Source organism: Adlercreutzia muris (assembly GCF_008831045.1).
GTDB lineage: Bacteria > Actinomycetota > Coriobacteriia > Coriobacteriales > Eggerthellaceae > Adlercreutzia > Adlercreutzia muris.
Window position 1 is genome coordinate 1 of record NZ_WAJS01000014.1, and the last position, 15,623, is coordinate 15,623.

At 62.1% G+C, this 15,623-nt stretch carries 16 protein-coding genes and 1 tRNA gene; 13 read left to right on the plus strand and 4 right to left on the minus strand.

The window, feature by feature from the left end; translation table 11 throughout:
- Nucleotides 1-575: 575 nt before the first annotated feature.
- On the plus strand, nt 576-776 hold the full coding sequence (locus tag F8D48_RS05455; RefSeq protein WP_151430322.1) for a hypothetical protein: 201 nt from the start codon (nt 576-578) through the stop codon (nt 774-776).
- Between the two features lie 245 nt (nt 777-1,021).
- Here the strand turns inward: F8D48_RS05455 and F8D48_RS11625 are convergent, their stop codons facing one another.
- A complete protein-coding gene (locus tag F8D48_RS11625) occupies nt 1,022-1,996 on the minus strand; it encodes a tyrosine-type recombinase/integrase (protein WP_170272743.1) in 975 nt (324 codons plus the stop codon).
- 75 nt (nt 1,997-2,071) lie between these two features.
- Between F8D48_RS11625 and F8D48_RS11630 the strand changes: the two genes are divergently transcribed.
- From F8D48_RS11630 to F8D48_RS05465, 3 genes are read left to right on the plus strand one after another with little or no spacing between them, the layout of a single operon-like run.
- Nucleotides 2,072-2,560 (plus strand): hypothetical protein, encoded by a 489-nt coding sequence (locus F8D48_RS11630; protein ID WP_170272744.1) that lies wholly within the window; start codon nt 2,072-2,074, stop codon nt 2,558-2,560.
- Nucleotides 2,561-2,573: 13 nt separating this feature from the next.
- Nucleotides 2,574-2,840: a hypothetical protein gene (locus tag F8D48_RS11635; protein ID WP_170272745.1), complete on the plus strand. Its 267-nt coding sequence runs from the start codon at nt 2,574-2,576 to the stop codon at nt 2,838-2,840.
- Nucleotide 2,841: 1 nt separating this feature from the next.
- Nucleotides 2,842-3,696 carry an N-acetylmuramoyl-L-alanine amidase gene (locus F8D48_RS05465; RefSeq protein ID WP_170272746.1) on the plus strand — a complete coding sequence of 285 codons (855 nt, stop codon included), beginning with the start codon at nt 2,842-2,844 and terminating at the stop codon, nt 3,694-3,696.
- A gap of 222 nt (nt 3,697-3,918) precedes the next feature.
- On the opposite strand, the gene F8D48_RS05470 is transcribed toward F8D48_RS05465, so the two are convergent.
- Nucleotides 3,919-3,994, minus strand: a tRNA-Thr gene (locus tag F8D48_RS05470).
- Between the two features lie 413 nt (nt 3,995-4,407).
- Here F8D48_RS05470 and F8D48_RS05475 point away from each other — a divergent pair.
- The 4 genes from F8D48_RS05475 to rlmH all read left to right on the plus strand — a co-directional run bounded on the left by F8D48_RS05475 (nt 4,408) and on the right by rlmH (nt 9,988).
- Nucleotides 4,408-6,678, plus strand: a complete 2,271-nt coding sequence (locus F8D48_RS05475; RefSeq protein ID WP_151430328.1) for a MurT ligase domain-containing protein — start codon at nt 4,408-4,410, stop codon at nt 6,676-6,678.
- A 216-nt stretch (nt 6,679-6,894) separates the two neighbouring features.
- Nucleotides 6,895-8,532 carry an LCP family protein gene (locus F8D48_RS05480; RefSeq protein WP_151430330.1) on the plus strand — a complete coding sequence of 546 codons (1,638 nt, stop codon included), beginning with the start codon at nt 6,895-6,897 and terminating at the stop codon, nt 8,530-8,532.
- A 71-nt stretch (nt 8,533-8,603) separates the two neighbouring features.
- Nucleotides 8,604-9,392: an exodeoxyribonuclease III gene (locus F8D48_RS05485; protein WP_151430333.1), complete on the plus strand. Its 789-nt coding sequence runs from the start codon at nt 8,604-8,606 to the stop codon at nt 9,390-9,392.
- A gap of 122 nt (nt 9,393-9,514) precedes the next feature.
- The gene (gene rlmH, locus F8D48_RS05490) at nt 9,515-9,988 is read left to right on the plus strand and encodes a 23S rRNA (pseudouridine(1915)-N(3))-methyltransferase RlmH (protein ID WP_420868745.1); all 474 of its coding nucleotides are present in this window, start codon (nt 9,515-9,517) and stop codon (nt 9,986-9,988) included.
- 264 nt (nt 9,989-10,252) lie between these two features.
- Here the strand turns inward: rlmH and mscL are convergent, their stop codons facing one another.
- Entirely contained in the window at nt 10,253-10,732 is a 480-nt protein-coding gene (mscL, locus tag F8D48_RS05495) for a large conductance mechanosensitive channel protein MscL (RefSeq protein WP_028026051.1), read from the minus strand.
- Between the two features lie 115 nt (nt 10,733-10,847).
- Here mscL and folE point away from each other — a divergent pair, with 115 nt between their 5' ends.
- The 4 genes from folE to F8D48_RS05515 all read left to right on the plus strand — a co-directional run bounded on the left by folE (nt 10,848) and on the right by F8D48_RS05515 (nt 13,380).
- Nucleotides 10,848-11,411, plus strand: a complete 564-nt coding sequence (gene folE / locus F8D48_RS05500; protein WP_151430335.1) for a GTP cyclohydrolase I FolE — start codon at nt 10,848-10,850, stop codon at nt 11,409-11,411.
- Nucleotides 11,412-11,518: 107 nt separating this feature from the next.
- Nucleotides 11,519-11,794: an ACT domain-containing protein gene (locus F8D48_RS05505; RefSeq protein ID WP_022741206.1), complete on the plus strand. Its 276-nt coding sequence runs from the start codon at nt 11,519-11,521 to the stop codon at nt 11,792-11,794.
- A 114-nt stretch (nt 11,795-11,908) separates the two neighbouring features.
- Nucleotides 11,909-12,367 carry a Panacea domain-containing protein gene (locus F8D48_RS05510; RefSeq protein WP_114548573.1) on the plus strand — a complete coding sequence of 153 codons (459 nt, stop codon included), beginning with the start codon at nt 11,909-11,911 and terminating at the stop codon, nt 12,365-12,367.
- Nucleotides 12,364-13,380, plus strand: coding sequence for a RelA/SpoT domain-containing protein (locus F8D48_RS05515; protein WP_114540094.1), 1,017 nt, complete (start codon nt 12,364-12,366; stop codon nt 13,378-13,380). Before F8D48_RS05510 ends, F8D48_RS05515 begins: the two co-directional genes overlap by 4 nt.
- 281 nt (nt 13,381-13,661) lie before the next feature.
- Here the strand turns inward: F8D48_RS05515 and F8D48_RS05525 are convergent, their stop codons facing one another.
- On the minus strand, nt 13,662-14,027 hold the full coding sequence (locus tag F8D48_RS05525) for a hypothetical protein (protein ID WP_114540095.1): 366 nt from the start codon (nt 14,025-14,027) through the stop codon (nt 13,662-13,664).
- 280 nt (nt 14,028-14,307) lie between these two features.
- Between F8D48_RS05525 and F8D48_RS05530 the strand changes: the two genes are divergently transcribed.
- Nucleotides 14,308-15,615 carry an isochorismate synthase gene (locus F8D48_RS05530; protein WP_151430337.1) on the plus strand — a complete coding sequence of 436 codons (1,308 nt, stop codon included), beginning with the start codon at nt 14,308-14,310 and terminating at the stop codon, nt 15,613-15,615.
- The last annotated feature ends 8 nt before the right edge of the window (nt 15,616-15,623 follow it).

Here is a 15,623-nt window from a genome sequence, read left to right on the forward strand (position 1 = left end):
TCGCAACATGACGAAATCTACTGGTGGTTGGACACTGACGGGAGGCGACTGTGCCTGTACAGCGATTCAAGCGGCCTTTACGGTAAGCTGATCGGGATTATTAGGTTCGACTGATATTCGCTGTCCCAATTCGTGAGCGCGACATCCAAAACGAGCAGGGTCTTTGTTGATGCAAACCCAGATGCCGGTCAACCTATACAGTTATTGGCCAGCAGCGATATGGGCCGACGGGCGCTCGTCGTTGACGAGTCGGCCCATGCGCTGCTGTTGTTCAACGTCGATGCCAAGAAGACCATTTGCCGATGGAGCGCCAGTAGTTAGGCATTCGCTGTCCCAATTCGTCAAAGCGTACAACATGACTAATGCGTCATTAGTGGGATCAGACGCAAACGACAATGTTTGGCTTGAGGCATTGCGCGGAGACAAGCTGCTGCAAATCTCGTTTAGAGTGACGTCAAAGGAAATCGCGTTTATCCTTGCTGGTGTCGAAATATGCAAATTCAAAGGGGTGTGATTCGCTGTCCCGAGCTGACACGCTCGCCAGAAGCGGCTACGCGGCTGATGCAAATCTCCTGATGGCTGGCCTATGGCAGTTCAACCCCTGCACGGCCAACGCACCGATTGCCGACAGCTTCGGCTTTATTTTGGTGCTGGCGAACTACACGAACATCGACGATACGTATCTGTGGCGCTACCAGCTCGGCTTCAGCAAGGGGGTTTACGTGCGGTGGAAGATCAACGCGGACGGCGTGTGGTCGGCGTGGGCGAAGCTATAGGGCGACCCATGCCGTCCATGCGCCGGCGTTGATCTTTCTCCGGATGTACACAGCTGGACTTTCCGTGTGGAACACGATCTGCCAGAACCACAGATTCGTTGCTCTCACGGTAAGGCAAAAGCCGCACATTCCGGCCAAGGGAGCATTGGCTGTGTCCTGCTTTATTGCTGACGCACCAAGGGGGCAATCGTCGAGATCCCCCGCGAATGTCTTAGTGGCAAATGGTTCCCGGGACAGCGAATCGCTTAGGCGGCCTTGGGAACCTGTTCGGGCCATGCTGGGGTCAGGATTATGCCCTTGTACATGTCATCGCAAGTTTTACCCAACAGGCGCCGAGAGACCTTGCGCTGGGCCCTCGTGGCCGCGGCTCGGGTCATCGCGTAGTAGTAGCGGTAGCAGGTCTGCACGTTGGTGTGGCCGAGCATCGATGCCACGAGCTCGATGCCGACGCCCGACTGCGCCGCGATCGTCGCCCAGGTGTGGCGCAGATTGCGCATGGTGATCTTCGGCAGACGGTGAGTCTTTATCCACCGGGCGATGCGGTAGGAGACCTGCTGCGGCGAGTAGTCGGCGATGATCCTGCCGCGCGGGCGCCCCCGATCGACCCATATCTGATGGAGCCTGTCGAGCGCCCAGGGAGGCAGGTACAGATCCCGCTCGCTCTTGACCGTCTTCGTCGGCCACTCATGCAGCCCGTCGGACGCGAGCTGCAGCGTGGCCCGAATCGGCACCAGTCCCGTGCGCCAGTTGATCTGCTCCCAGCGCAAGGCGTAGCTCTCCCCGGGCCTCAATCCGAGCGACGAGGATAGGATGAACGTCGCCTCGCACTCGCACCCAACCATGCCGCGGATCAGCCTCTTCAGCCGCCGGTGCGTCAGCGTCTCGCAGCGGTAGAGGGGCTGGCGGGGCAGCTCGATGCCGCGCGTGGGATCCGCCACGTAGAGCCCCCACTTGTCGATGGCCCAGCGAATGACCTGCCGGAGGCACTTGTAGGCCTTTTTTGCGCCTCCGGGGCCGCAAAGCTCCGGAAGACCGTCCACCCACTCCTGCACGGCGTCCTTTGTGATCTCCGAGATGGTCATGGCGCCCCACGCCGGCAGCACGTACAGCCTGATGCTCGACTCGTAGCCGTCCACGGTGTTGGTCCTCCGGCGCCGCCGCTTCTCAGGCAGGTAGTGTTCGGTCGCTATCTGGTCAATGGTCATCTGCAGAGTGCTCACTATGGCTCCGATCTCTAGATATCTCACGCCGGCGATATAGTCGGCGAAGAGAATCATGCCAGAGGAAGGACCCGTATGGAGGAGGCAGCTGTACATACGGCCGACGGCCTTGCTGCGGAGCCCATGCTGCTGGCCGTGGTGACGATCGCCGTGGCCCTCATCGTCGCGGCCGTGCTCATAGCCAAGGAGATGAGATCGGGCAAGGAGAAGCAACTTGAGTTCGAGGCGCGGAGCAGCGAGGCCCAGCTGAACCTGCAACGAGAGGTCGAATCGAAGAGACTCGATCTTGAGGAGAAGCGCGAGCAGAGGAAGATCGAGGAGCAGCAGCACCGCGCCCAGACCGATGCCGAGATGATGGCGCTGCAGCGTCAGACGATCGAGGCGTCGAACCGGTCCACCGCTGCCATCGAGGCCATGAGCCGTCTCATGGAAACAAACAATGCCCGGCTCGAAATATCCCAGGAGGGTTCGCGCGTGCTGGGACGGCAGATGCAGGACGTGCACGCGACGGTGCACACGATCGACAACAACGTCCAGGAGATAGCGGATGCGCTCTTCAAGTGAAAGGAGATCAGCAATGGAAGAGACGAATGACGCCGAGCCGATGGTAGAGCAGGAGAAGGTTGATGAGGAGCGCCTTTTCGGCATCCTGCGCCTTGTGTTCCCGCTCGTGCTCATCGTTCTCGTCGCCCTCATCGCGACGGGCGTAGTTGACGCCGACAGACTCGCGGCAGCGGTGACGTCGGTACTCGCCATCATCGGCCTGGTGGTCGCGTGGTGGAAGGACAACAACATGACGCTCATGGCCATCATCCGCCATGCCGTCTGGAAAGAGGAGAAGTAGCATGAAGATCGCAATCGCCGGCGGCCACTCGAAGAAGGCGCCCGGGGCAAGCAAGTACCTGGACGAATACCAGTGCGACCGAGCTTATGTGGCAAAGCTGATCTCGGCCCTGGCTGCGGCCGGCCACACCGTGGTCAACTGCAGCAACGAGGAGGCAAGCCAAAACGCCGAGCTGGCCGAAGAGGTACGTCTGGCCAACGCCAGCGGCGCCGACCTGTTCGTCGCGATCCACTTCAATGACGGCAGCGGCGATCCCGACAACAAACCCACTGGTACCGAGACTTGGATTTACGAGAAGACGAAGGGCGACCTGGCGAAGAGCGTCGCGAAGAAGATGTCGGCCAACGTCGCCGGCGCCCTCGGAATCCGCGATCGCGGAGCCAAGGGCGGCAGCTTCTACGTCCTCCGCAAGACGACGATGCCGGCCGTTCTTCTCGAGGTCTGCTTCGTGGACGACAAGGAGGACGAGGCGGCATGGGACTCGACGTCCTGGGCCGATCTGACGAACGCTTTCGTGCAGGCCGTCGCGGGGAACGTCGTGTCTGCAAAGCCCCCTGCTTCGCCGAAGCCGCCTGCCAACACGTCGGGCGCATCCGGTTCGAAAGTCGACGGCAAGTTCGGCGGTACCTATCGCTGCAACGCCTCGAAGCTCAATGTGCGCGACGCGCCATCGCCGAAAGCTTCCGTCGTTGCCTCCTATACGCGGGGGCAGACCGTGGTGCTCGATGATCGCTACACTATCGCCGAGGGTTATGTTTGGGGCCAGTACACCGCTTACAGCGGAAAGAAGCGCTACGTGGCTGTTGGCAAGCACACCGGCAAACCTGAATCCGGCGACTATCTGCTGAAGGTGTAATCGGATCCGCAGATCTGCGAACGCAGCCCTTCTGTGCAATAATGCGAATTAAGCACTCCGATCTTTAGCCAGATCGGAGTGCTTTTCTATTGCGGGAAATCGTGTAACAACGTGCAATATCTTAGGGGGTTTTAGGTGGTTTTAGGGGTAAAAAGAAACATCTGTACTATAGTTTCGACAAAATAAAAGCAGGTCAGAAATTGCTTCTGACCTGCGGTTTTGTGGAGCCAACGAGCGGATTCGAACCGCTGACCTACGCATTACGAGTGCGTTGCTCTACCAGCTGAGCCACGTTGGCAAAACGCTTCTTGCGAAGCGACTGTCTAGTATAGCGAACAGGGCGCGTCTTCGCAAGCGGTCGGGCTGGATAATTTCACTGCGGCTTCTCGCCGTTCCCTATGGCGAGAAGCCATTGGGGGACGAGGTTTTCCAGGTGCGGGATTATCGGGAGGAGAGCCGGGTGCGGCGTTGCGCGGCTGGGACTGCCCGCAGAGGGGGGGCTGGACGCGGCGCCACGTGCTCGGCGGAGGCTCCCGGGGCCGGGGCGCAGCGATATGGGGGATGCAGGGAGGCGGTAGGCGCTGCCCGCGCCCTTCGCTATACTGGTCGCCATTGGAAAAGCGGGGAGCATGGCCTGAAAACGGGCGGCCCGTTCCGTCCGGGTGCGGCACTGCGCAGTGCCGTCTCCCCTGAAGACAACGAGGTGCATCTATGAGCTTGAGGTTTACGCTCGCGAAGGCGACTGGTGCGGTATCTACCTGGGGGTTGCGTCACGTGGCCCATCGCCCGGCGGCGAATCTGCCGGGGAAGATCGCGCTCAAGATGGACCCGTCGCTGCTGGGCGAGTTGCGCGGGAAGTGCGCCGAGGGCTCGGTCATCACCGTGGGCACCAACGGGAAGACTTCCACGAACAACCTGCTGGCCGATGCCTTCGAAGCGGCCGGGCGCACCATCATCTGCAACCGCACCGGGGCGAATCTGGCCGCGGGCATTGCCTCGGCGTTGCTCCAGCAGCCGGCGGCTCAGTGGGGCGTCTTCGAATGCGATGAGCTGTGGCTCGCCCATGTGCTCCCGCGCCTGCGCTCGAACTACGTGCTGTTGCTGAACCTGTTCCGCGATCAGCTGGACCGCTGCGGGGAGATCGACCGCATCCAAACCTCCATCGCCAGCGCCCTGACCGCCTCGCCCGATACCGTGCTCGTGTACAATGCCGACGACCCGCTGTGCGCCCGCATTGCGGCTGCGGTGGACAACCGCACTGTCGTCTTCGGCCTGGACGAGTCCATGGATCTGGCCCAGAACACCGTGGCCGACGCCCAGATGTGTCAGCAGTGCGATGGCATGATCCAGTACCGCTACCGCCAATACGGCCAGCTCGGCGACTATTTCTGCGAGCGCTGCGACTTCGCGCGGCCCGAGCTTGCCTACGCCGGTCGCGACATCAAGCTCGGCACGGACGGTGTGTCCATGGAAATCTGCGGCCCTGCAGCCTGCGAGCGGGTGCGCACGCCTCAGGCCACGCCCTATGCCGCCTACAACCTGGTGGCGGCCTACGCCCTTTGCCGCGAGGTGGGCGTCCCGACTCCGGCCTTCCAGCGGGCCGTGGATGCTTTCAACCCGCGCAACGGGCGCTTGCAGCGCTATCGTCTTGGTGGCCGCGACGTGCTGCTGAACTTGGCGAAGAACCCCACGGGCTTCAACCAGAACCTGAAGATCGTGGAGGCCGATGGTGGCCCTAAGATGGTGGCCTTCTTCATCAACGACCAGGTGGCCGACGGCCGCGACATCTCCTGGATTTGGGATATCGACTTCGAGGAGCTGGCCGGTCAGCCCGACACCGTGGTGTTCGCTGGCGGTTCCCGGGCCCATGACCTGGCTGTGCGCCTGAAGTACGCGGGCATCGAGGCCGCGGTGATCGAATCCATCGACGATGCCTTCGACCGCCTGGGTGCCCTTACGGCAGCGGGCCAGATGCCCACCGACGCGGCGGTCTACGCCATCGCGAACTACACGGCGCTGCCCCCCGTGCACGACGCCCTCGATGCCATGGAAACAGCTGAGGGGACTCGTGCGGGAGCGGCTGGGGCTGCAAAGGCGACTGTGAGAACGGAAGAGCCCCGGGCAGTAGGCGGGGAGGAGACCGGGGCCGCGGCGGAGGCTGCCGAGGCTACCGAACCTGCCGAGGCTACCGAGGCTGCTGGGGCCGCGCCGTCCGAGCCTCCGGCCGAGGCGGCAGCCCCCGTGGTGATCGCGCACCTGCTGCCCGACCTGCTGAACCTCTACGGCGACGGGGGCAACGTGCGCATCTTGGAACAGCGTCTGCGCTGGCGCGGCATTCCCGTGGAGGTGCGCCGGGTCGGTCATGGCGAATCGATCGATCTTTCCCAGGTCGATCTCGTGTTTTTGGGCGGCGGTCCCGACCGTGAGCAGAAGCTGGCGAGCGAGCAGCTGCTGGCCATGAAGGGGGACCTGGCCGCTTACGTGGAGGGTGACGGCCCCCTGCTGGCTATCTGCGGGGGCTACCAGATCTTGGGCCGCCAGTGGCTGTGGGGCGACGAGCTGGTGGAAGGCCTCGGCATTCTCGATATGGAAACGCGGCGTCCTGGCACCTCGGCAGACCGCCTCATCGACAACATGGTGCTGGAATCGCCCCTGGCCAGCCACCCCGTCGTGGGCTACGAGAACCATGCCGGCCGCACCTACCTGGGCGAGGGCGTCGAGGGCTTTGGCCGCGTGGTCTCGTCGTGTGGTCGCGGCAACAACGATGACGACCGGGTCGAGGGGGCCCGCTACAAGAACGTGGTGGGCACCTACTCCCACGGCCCCCTCCTCTCGAAGAACCCCGAGGTGGCCGACTGGCTGCTAGCCCGCGCCCTCGAGCGCCGCGCAACTCGCATGGAGGAGGCCGTCCCGGCGCTCGCGCCCCTCGACAACCGCGCGGAGCTCGCCGCCAACGAGGTCATGACGAAGCGCCTTTCCTAGAGGGTCGCGCCGATCCATTTCGTACCTTCCCGCTCGTGGTTGGCGCGGTCAAAATGTGAATATACTGGCCGCTTCCTGTGGCTTTTCACTGCTAATGAAAGGCTCGCAGTTGCGCGGGGGGCCGCTTTTTACCAAAATGTTACCTCGATAACCAAGATGTCGAGGTCTATGGCGCCATGCCATGGCACCGGAAATACGAAAGCGAGACCGCCCCGGATGACCGAAACGTCAGGAAGCAATAATCCCCGTGCCCAGCACGCCTCCCAGCCGGTGGGCCAGACGAATAATCCCCGCCATTCCCAGCCGGTCGGGCAAACGAACAACCCGCGGCACTCCCAGCCGCTGAGCCAATCGCACAACCCCCGCCTTTCTCAGCCTGTGGCCCCCAAGCAGCAGGCCCTTGGCGGTGCCACCTTGGGCGCCACTCCCGGCCTGCCCGTGGGCGACAACCCCTATTCCCGCGGTGCGGCCGGCGACGACTACGCGCGGGACCGCCGCCGTAAGAAGCGCAACCGCATCCTCGTGGCCGTGCTGGCCATCGTGCTGGTGGGCGTCCTCGGAGTCGGCGGCGTGGCCTTCGCCACCTACGGCTACGTGAGCAAGCTCGACAACAACATGAACGAGGACGTCACACCCGAGGTGAAGGAGGCGCTCCAGCCGGTGCCCTCCTACGAGGGCGGCACCTTCTACATGCTGCTGCTCGGCACCGACAAGTCCGAGGCACGGTCGGAATCCACCCAGTATGCGGGCGACACCTTCCGCTCCGACTCCATGATTCTCGCTCGGGTTGATCCCCAGAACAAGAAGGTCACCATGGTGTCGCTCCATCGCGATACCGAGGTGGAGATCGAGGGCAATGGCGTGCAGAAGCTGAACGCTGCCTACGCCATTGGCGGGCCGGCCCTGGCCATCAAGACTGTGTCCCAGATGGCCGGCGTGCCCATTTCCCACTATGCCGAGATCAACTTCGACGGCTTCGAAGAAGTGGTGGATGCTCTTGGCGGCGTGACCGTGGATGTGCCCATGGAGATCGACGACGACGAGGCGGGCGGCTACGTGCCGGCCGGCGAGCAGAATCTCACGGGTGAGCAGGCGCTCATCCTGTGCCGCAGCCGCCATTCCTACGACGAGTACGGCGACGGCGACCGCTACCGTGCGGCGAACCAGCGCCTGGTGCTCGGTGCCATTGCCAAGAAGGTGCTCTCCTCCGATATCGGCACTATCACCAAGTCGGTGGAGACTCTGTCCCAGTATGTGACCACCGACTTCACCGTGTCCGATATCATCGCCTTGGCTGGGTCTATGCAGGGTATCGATCCGAGCACCGACATCTATTCCGCCATGGAGCCGACGGAAAGCGAGTATCGCAACGACACTTGGTACGAGAAGCTGGACACGGCCGCTTGGCAGAAGATGATGAACCGGGTGCGCGAGGGCCTGCCCCCCACGGAGGAAGATGAGATTGACGAGCTGAACGGCACCGTGCTCGCCAGCGTGGGCGACGGCACTCCCGCTTCCAGCGACAGCGAGGGCGTCCAGGGCGTCGATGGCACCCGTAAGACCTTCGGCGAGAGCCGCACGGGCATCGTCACCATCAAGAACGGCAACGGCATCAACGGCGTGGGCGCCGAGGCCTTGGAGCGTATTAAGCCCTTGGGCTACACGGCCGATGCCAGCAACGCCAACTCCTTCAGCTACGAGGAGACCGTCGTGGTCTTCGACACGCCGGACCAGCGCGTCTACGCCGAGGAGCTCATCGACGCCCTGGGCTGCGGCCGCGCCGTGCAGAACACCAACGGCGAGTATATGTACGAGGGCGATTTCCTCATCCTCATCGGTTCGGACTGGCAGTAGGGATATTCCGTCCGCTCGAGTATCATGAAAGGCCCCGGAGAGACCGGGGCCTTTTGCAGTAAAGGAGTCCCATGCGATTCGTTTCGTGGAACGTGAACGGCATCCGCGCCGTGCTGAAGAAGAATTTCCTGGAAGTGTTCGACGCCTTCGATGCCGACATCTTCGCCCTGCAGGAAACCAAGTGCCAGGTGGGCCAGGTGGAGCTGGAGCTGCCCGGCTACCACCAGTATTGGAGCGCCGCCGAGAAGAAGGGCTATTCGGGCACCGTGGTGTTCACCCGCGAAGAGCCCCTGCGCGTGCTGCACGGCCTGGGCAACGACTATCTGGATGCCGAGGGGCGCATTGTGGCCTGCGAGTTTCCCGGTTTCTGGTTCGTGAACGTGTACACGCCGAACTCTCAGAACGAGCTGGCCCGCATCGACCACCGCATGGAATGGGACGACGCCTTCCGCGACTTCTGCAAGGGGCTGGAGGCCGGCATCCTGCCGAGCGGCGAGGCGAGCGACCCGAAGCCCGTGGTGATGTGCGGCGACTTCAACGTGGCCCATCAGGAGATCGACCTGAAGAACCCCGGTCCCAACCGCGGGGCCTCGGGCTTTTCCGACGAGGAGCGCGGGAAGTTCACCGAGCTTTTGGATGCGGGCTTCACCGACACGTTCCGCCTGCTGCATCCCGAGGAGACGGGGCGCTACACCTGGTGGAGCTATCGGTTCCGCGCCCGTTCCACCAACGCGGGATGGCGCATCGACTACTTCCTCGTGAGCGACGCCCTGCGTGACGCGGTGGTGGCCGCGAGCATTTACGACGACGTAGAGGGCTCCGACCACTGCCCCGTTGGCCTCGATCTGGATCTTGCGTAAGGTCGTCTGCGTCTCTCGCGGCTTCGGAGGGACGGTCGGGCGCTCGTCGCGCCCTCTCGGCTGCGCCCTATCCCGGCCGCGCCCTGTTCCGGCTGCGCAGAGCCTCGTTTGAAAGGACCGTCATGTTGCGCATTACCGTTATTGCCGTAGGCAAGCTGAAGGAGAAGTTCTGGACGGCGGCCTGCGACGAGTACCTGAAGCGGCTGCGGCCCTATGCCAAGGTGGCTGTGGCCGAGATCGCGGATGTGGATCCGGCCCGGGCTGGGGGCGTGGAGGCGGCCCGCGATCGCGAGGGCGAGGGCATCCTGGCCGTGGTCCCGGAAGGGGCGCGGGTCATTCTCATGGCCATCGAGGGGAAGCAGCGCTCCAGCATGGGTTTCTCTCAGCACCTGGACGAGCTGGCCTTGCGCGGGGACAGCGACCTGGTCTTCGTCATCGGCGGCTCGGACGGTGTGAGCGAGGCTGTGCGCGCCCGGGCCGACGAGACCTTCTCCTTCGGTCCCATCACGCTGCCCCACAACCTGGCCCGGGTAGTGCTGCTCGAGCAGATCTACCGCGCCTTCAAGATCTCCCGCGGCGAACCCTACCACAAGTAGGCACGTATCCCACGCGGTATCCATCTGGCGTGCTGCCCCAAAATGACGATGCGCTCAGTCGCATCGCTCGTTCGGGGCAGCATAAGAGCTTGGATGCCCTTGAAAAGGGGGCGCAGTGGCTCAAATGCACGATGCGCACGGTCGCATCGTCATTTTGGGGCGCGAAATGCCTGCGGAGGGGGCTGTCTGGCGGCAAAGAAGCCCCGAATGCACGATGCGCGCGGTCGTACCGTGCATTCGGGGCAGCGTCGCGTTGCGAGCCCGTCACTTCGCCACGACCTCCACGGTCACCGCGGCAGGAGCGGGCAGCTCGGCGGTGCAGTGGGGGCAGCGGGTGGCGCCCACGTTGATCTCCTCCAGGCAGAAGGGGCAGGTGGGAGCGTGCTCGATGACTTCCTCGCCCTTGGCGTTCTTGAGGAAGGGCAGCTTCGCCGTGCCGTCCTTCATCTTGTTGAAGGCCTTCACGATCATGAACACCACCCAGGCCACAATGAGGAAGTTGATGATGGCGCTGATGAAGGCTCCGAAGTCGATGCCGTTGGCGGTACCTGCCACGGGGATGGTGAGGCCGGCCACGTCGGTGCCATTGCCCCCGGTGATGAGCTTGATGAGCGGGTTGATGATGTCCTCGGTCAGCGACGTGACGATAGCGGTGAACGCCGCGCCGATGATGATGCCGACGGCCATGTCGATCACGTTGCCGCGGTTGATGAATTCCTTGAACTCGGCGAGGAGGCCTTTCATGGGCAGTCCCTTCTCGTGTGATGCCTTCTGTCTTGGTATTATCCCGCTCTTTCGCCGCGCGTCTATAGCGTCGTGATAACATGGCCCCAACCGTTTACAAGGAGTTACGACAACCGTGGATACAGCGAAGATTGAAGCAGGCGTGCGCCTGATTTTGGAAGGTATTGGAGAAGACCCCAACCGCGAGGGGCTGCTGGAAACGCCCGCGCGCGTGGCCCGTATGTACGAGGAAGTGCTCGGGGGCCTGGAGGAAGACCCGTCGCGCCATTTCGACGTGACCTTCGACGAGGGCCACAGCGAGATCGTGCTGGTGGGCGACATCCCCTTCTACAGCATGTGCGAGCACCATTTGGCGCCGTTCTTCGGGCGGGCGCACGTGGCCTACATTCCCGGCGAGGACGGCCGCATCTGCGGCATCTCGAAGCTGGCACGGCTTGTGGACGGCTTCGCCAAGCGCCCCCAGGTGCAGGAGCGCCTGACCGGGCAGATCGCCGACACGCTGGTGGAAGCGCTGCATCCCGCCGGCGTCATCGTGGTGCTGGAGGCCGAGCATATGTGCATGTCCATGCGCGGCGTGAAGAAGCCGGGCGCAAAAACGACCACGCGGGCCGTGCGCGGCTGCTTCGAAACCGACGCCGACGCGCGTTCCGAGGCGCTGTCGCTGATTTTCCGCCACTAAAGCGATGCCCGTTTCGCTGCGGGCGAGCATGAAGCATCTGCCCGCGCCAGCCTAAGCGGGCGCAAGCGAGTTGAAGGATTCCGTCCCCACTAGAAAGAAGGTTTCCCATGAAGTGCGTCATCTCCGTCCTCGGCAAGGACCGCTCCGGCGTGGTGGCTGCCATCGCCACGACGCTGGCCGACTGCGGCGCCAACATCGATGACATCTCCCAGACGATTCTCGGCGAGGGCCGCATGTTCTCCATGACCATGATGGTGACGCTGGATCCTGCCGTCGCCGACTTCAACACCGTGCAGGAGCGCCTGGCCGCCGACGGCGAACGCCTGTCCATGCAGGTTCTCATCCAACGCGAGGACGTCTTCCAAGCGATGTATGAGATTTAGGCAACACCGCGCTTAGCCCCCGATGCCTTTTGCGCGTCAGGGAAAGGGCGTGGTTGGTGGCATTCCCGCTTGACTGATCGAGTAGAATGAAAGTCCAATGAAAGGAGGAGCTTTATGGCGCATGTCGTCGACGTGGCAGCGTATATTCTCGAGTGTCTCGGAAGTGTTTCAACCATGAAGCTCCAGAAGCTGACTTTTTATAGCCAGGCGTATTATCTGGTTGAGCATGGAACACCGCTTTTCCCCGAAGAGTTTGAGGCATGGGCAAATGGGCCCGTGGCTCCAGATTTGTTCAAGAGGCATAAAGGCGAATTCGTAGTTTCGCGCGGCTTTTTCGGTCCTTTGTTGGAGCACGCTCTTACAGAATACGAATACGCGGCGATCGACCATGTCGTTGGTTGCCTGAAGAACTGGACGGGAGCCAGTCTCAGCGAATTGACTCATAGCGAAGCTCCGTGGCTTAATGCTCGCAGTGGGCTAGCGCCCAATGCGCGATCGAAAAGGCCCATTGCTATCGGTTGCATGAAGGCCTATTACGAAACGAGGCCGGCTGGCAACCCGGTGTTCGCATGAGCGCAAATTGGATTTCGAAAACCAAGGTAGGAAAAGCGGGGGAGGCATTGACTTCCCCGCTTTCTTCTTCCGAGGATCGTGCGACTGCGCTCGAGGTTGTGAATTACTGGAGAGGGATTCACGCCGAGGCGCTCCAGCGAGCCTTCGGGGATATAGAGGGCCTGAACGCGGTCGGCTCCGACGTGCTTATTGCGGGGCGAATCAAGAAGCTGCCGACGATTGTCGATAAGCTCGGAAGGCCGGACGCTCCCTCCGATCTTCAGACGATGTACGACATTGCGGGATGCCGACTGGTGGTGCCCGATCTAGCGACACTTGAGCGTGTCTATAGCGAGATCGCTTGCCTGCCTGCATTCGATGCTCCGAAAACGAAGCGCCATGATTACATTGCATACCCTCGTCCGAGTGGCTATCGCGGAAAACATGCGATCTTGCATTATTGCGATCTGAAATGCGGCCATAAGCTGTTTGTTGAGGTTCAGCTGCGGACGGTGCTTCAACATGCTTGGGCAACGGCAGTGGAGATGCACGATGTGGCTGTGAAAAGTCGGTTGAAATTCAATGAGATCGATAACCCTGCTGGACGGTTTTTCAAGAAGGCGGCTGTGCTTATTGCCCAACTAGAAGAACAGGGAGAAATTGACGCGAGCGCTATTCGAGGTCTCGCCGACGGGAGGCCGGAGTTGTCTTATGCCATTGAGGCAAAGGAAACGCTTAAAGCCGCCAGTAACGCCGTCTACTTTCTCTCCGACGATGCGAATAGGGATGTCGCCGACTACTATCTCGTTGACCTCGTCGCGGACGAGCAAACGCTCGAGCTTACACCGCTTGATTCCATAGCGGCCCTTTCTCGATATTTCGAAGAGGAGGGCGCCGACCGCGACGGTAGCCGTGATCTGGTCCTTACAAAAGGAGCTTCCAAGGAAAACCTCGCGAAGCTGTATCCCAATTACTTTGGCGATATTTCCGAGTTCCTCAAACTCATCGAAAAGCATTTGGACGCGTTTGCGTAAGAAAGGCAGGAAGATGGCCGCGTCGACTTCGCCCGCATGCGGCCGCTCGTCTACGATTCCACCCGCCGCATCTACCGCGTGGTAGGCGAAGAGGTCGGCGGCGCCTGGGAAGCCTGCAAAGCGCTGATGTAGGACGGCAGTTTATGGGAAACTATATTGCTGCGCGAATGAGAAACAGCGAAACGGGCGCTCCGTTCAACGATGGGGCGCCTTTGTATTCATGGCCGCATAGGGTCTTAAGATTGCCTCGCTCTCTGCGCGCTGTTAATTATGGGTGCTGCTCATGCGCTGGTAGAAATCCTTGGGGATGCGGCGGTGGCCGAAGTCCCTGACTCGATGCTGCCTTCGGTGCCTCGGAATATGATGCGGCAGGTGGCGCGGGCGCCTTGGGCGACGCGGGGCTGGTAATGGTATGACGACCAAGTGTCGAACTCGTACTTGAGCATGCTGGCACTAACGCGCTCGGCGATAAGCGCCGTAAGGGCGCGGCAGGTGTTCGCGACGGCCGCTTCGAAATCATCGTCCTCGGGGAAGGCGTAGGCGAGAAGATAGACGTCTTCAACGAGGGAATCGGGATCCATAGAGAGCCCTTCAACATCAGTGATTGCGTCAACCGCCGCTCTCAGGCGTGCGTCATCAACGGCCATCGATGATCTCCCTCAACGCATCTTTGCGTCGATTGAAGGAGGCGAGTGCCTCCTTTTTAAGCTTGCTGTTCGTTGCGGGCTTGTCGGTAGCGCGCGCTTAAATGGGTATGTAAATGTGTAATTAACTGGTTGGCATTGATTTGGGAACGGGTAGGTTTTGGTTGGTTCTTCGGGGCGCCCCGTTTTTCGAGCATCATGGGCTTGCTTGGCGGATTGCTGTCGGTTAAGCGTTAGAATAGTCGGCAATCAGTGGTGGCTCCGAAGGCGACAGGGACGGAAGATGACCCGAATCTACACGTGCAATGTGCCCATTGAGGCGGATGTGGTGGATGCGTTCTGCTGGCTGCAGAAAGGATTCACCGACCAGTTCGTCTACTACGACAAGCAGAACCCGACCCGCTATATGGGACTCGGCCGCTGCATCGCGCTGCCCAGTTTGCGCGATGTGGAATACGAGTACGGCGAGGGCAGCTCGCTGCGTGAGGTTGCGACTGGTGCGGCTGCTAGTGAGGTCGCCGGTGGGGCTGGCGCCGGCCAGCCGCCGGTGTTCTTCTCGTTCAACCGCTTCGACGCCACCAATCCCGCGCCGGCCGACGAGTTGATGGCCTCCTTCCCGCGGCTGCGGTTCATGCTGCCGGAAATCGTGCTCATCGAGAACGAACGCGGGCGGTTTCTCCAGGTAAACTCGCTCGGTCCGGTGTATCCCGGTCGCGTGGCTCGCTTCACGCGCATGGTGGCCGCTGCACCGCCCCGCCAACGCGCGGTCATTCCATTTTCCCTCGAGCCCGATTCTCGCGAGGCCTGGGACGAGGCCATGGGTGCGGCGCTTGCGGCCATTGGGGAGGGCCGGGTGTCGAAGGTGGTGCTCTCGCGTCGGTTGCGCCTTGTGGCTGAGCATCCTTTCTCGTCGAAGGATCTGCTCGTGAACCTCATCGACGGCGACGCCCGGGGCACGGTGCTTCTGTACCGTTACGCCGACGTCTTCTTTTGCGGTTGCACGCCTGAGCTGCTCGTGCGCAAGCGCGGCGATGTGGTGGAATCGATGTGCCTGGCGGGGACATGTCCTGCCGGAGCTACGGCGGCGGAATCGGACGCGCTGGCAGAGGCGCTTCTGGCCGACGGGAAGAACCGCGCCGAGCACGATTACGTGGTGCAGCTCATTCGCAGCGTTCTTGACCGCGTTTGCTACGACGTCGATGTTCCCACCGTGCCCGAGATCATGCGGCTTGCCCACGTGCAGCACCTGTTCACGCCGGCCCGCGCCCGTGTGCTCGCTGGCATCACGCTGGCCGACCTCATGGAGGACCTGCATCCCACCCCCGCCGTGGCCGGCACGCCGGTGGGGGAGGCGAAGATGCTGCTGCGGGCCATCGAGCCCTACAACCGCGGATTCTATGCGGGAGCCTGCGGTTTCGTGGACGGCGCCGGCGACGGCGAGTTTTCCGTGGCCCTGCGCACCGGCGTTTTCGACGGCGAGATGGGCTATGTCTACGGCGGCTGCGGCATCGTCGGCGAGAGCGATGCGGACGCCGAGTACGAGGAAATCGACCTGAAGCTGCGCACCATCCTTTCCGCTTTCGGCGCGTAGCCTCTTGC

Excerpts from the sequence above, each read along its gene's own strand:
- F8D48_RS05455 (WP_151430322.1), top strand. The coding sequence starts at position 576 with ATGGCTGGCCTATGGCAGTTCAACCCCTGCACGGCCAACGCACCGATT.
- F8D48_RS11630 (WP_170272744.1), top strand. The coding sequence starts at position 2,072 with ATGGAGGAGGCAGCTGTACATACGGCCGACGGCCTTGCTGCGGAGCCC.
- F8D48_RS11635 (WP_170272745.1), top strand. The coding sequence starts at position 2,574 with ATGGAAGAGACGAATGACGCCGAGCCGATGGTAGAGCAGGAGAAGGTT.
- F8D48_RS05465 (WP_170272746.1), top strand. The coding sequence starts at position 2,842 with ATGAAGATCGCAATCGCCGGCGGCCACTCGAAGAAGGCGCCCGGGGCA.
- F8D48_RS05475 (WP_151430328.1), top strand. The coding sequence starts at position 4,408 with ATGAGCTTGAGGTTTACGCTCGCGAAGGCGACTGGTGCGGTATCTACC.
- F8D48_RS05480 (WP_151430330.1), top strand. The coding sequence starts at position 6,895 with ATGACCGAAACGTCAGGAAGCAATAATCCCCGTGCCCAGCACGCCTCC.
- F8D48_RS05485 (WP_151430333.1), top strand. The coding sequence starts at position 8,604 with ATGCGATTCGTTTCGTGGAACGTGAACGGCATCCGCGCCGTGCTGAAG.
- rlmH (WP_420868745.1), top strand. The coding sequence starts at position 9,515 with ATGTTGCGCATTACCGTTATTGCCGTAGGCAAGCTGAAGGAGAAGTTC.
- mscL (WP_028026051.1), bottom strand. The coding sequence starts at position 10,732 with ATGAAAGGCCTCCTCGCCGAGTTCAAGGAATTCATCAACCGCGGCAAC.
- F8D48_RS05505 (WP_022741206.1), top strand. The coding sequence starts at position 11,519 with ATGAAGTGCGTCATCTCCGTCCTCGGCAAGGACCGCTCCGGCGTGGTG.
- F8D48_RS05510 (WP_114548573.1), top strand. The coding sequence starts at position 11,909 with ATGGCGCATGTCGTCGACGTGGCAGCGTATATTCTCGAGTGTCTCGGA.
- F8D48_RS05515 (WP_114540094.1), top strand. The coding sequence starts at position 12,364 with ATGAGCGCAAATTGGATTTCGAAAACCAAGGTAGGAAAAGCGGGGGAG.
- F8D48_RS05525 (WP_114540095.1), bottom strand. The coding sequence starts at position 14,027 with ATGGCCGTTGATGACGCACGCCTGAGAGCGGCGGTTGACGCAATCACT.
- F8D48_RS05530 (WP_151430337.1), top strand. The coding sequence starts at position 14,308 with ATGACCCGAATCTACACGTGCAATGTGCCCATTGAGGCGGATGTGGTG.